Raw genomic sequence first — 759 nt, 5'->3', positions numbered from 1 at the left:
CTCCATTATTTTTTTCAAAAACTATTCGTCCTACCAAAATACATACAACAAAAGTTAAAGAAAACAATATATTCAATCCTCTATACAATGTCATCTTCAATCGTCCTTTCTAACCTAATTAATTTTCATCACGAACTCTAACAGTTTTCTTCCCCTTATAATTTGTACGTTCATAATAAACCGTTTTAATTCTAAACTTTTTATCAGCTTTAGGACTTCTTTTTATATAAGTTTTAAACGACATATTACCATGATACACTTCTCTATAACTATATGCTGATCCACCCAGAAAAGCCGCTATAGCTCCAGGAGTACCACCTAAAAACCCCAATCCACCAATAACAACACCACCAGCATAAGAACCAGCTCGTCTATCTGGGTTCTTATAATACAACTTATACTTTTTAGGCAATGTTGTTTTCGACATACATTTGTAAGCTGGATAACAGGCTTCAGCTTTCTTAGTGCTTGTTATAACACCAGTATCAAAAAGAGTAAACAGAAAAACAGATGCAATTACAACTTGTATAATTTTCTTCATTCAATTTTCAAGGGCTTTTCTCTCATACTCCTCATCTGTGATCTGACCAGATACATGCTCCCATATCAATTCTTCCTCTTCAGCTGTAAGATAAATTCCTTCAATGGCGTGTGTAGCTTTCGCATATATCATACCTTTTTCAAACTCACTTTTGGTCATTTTCATCATAGAACCGCCTTTCTTGGGCTCTGCCCAAACCCGCCAACGCTAGCACGTTG

2 protein-coding genes are annotated in these 759 nt (G+C 35.3%); both read right to left on the bottom strand.

Translation table 11 applies throughout. The annotated features are described in order from the left end of the window. Positions 1–118: 118 nt before the first annotated feature. Positions 119–541: a hypothetical protein gene (locus SB771_RS33430; RefSeq protein ID WP_410612659.1), complete on the bottom strand. Its 423-nt coding sequence runs from the start codon at positions 539–541 to the stop codon at positions 119–121. After that, a complete protein-coding gene (locus SB771_RS33425; RefSeq protein ID WP_410721845.1) occupies positions 542–709 on the bottom strand; it encodes a hypothetical protein in 168 nt (55 codons plus the stop codon). It lies immediately after the preceding gene. Positions 710–759 lie beyond the last annotated feature (50 nt).

This window comes from Burkholderia sp. SIMBA_051, assembly GCF_046534915.1.
Taxonomy (GTDB): Bacteria; Pseudomonadota; Gammaproteobacteria; order Burkholderiales; family Burkholderiaceae; genus Burkholderia; species Burkholderia ambifaria.
Note: the sequence above shows the minus strand (reverse complement) of the source record. Positions and strands in the feature narration are given on the sequence as shown.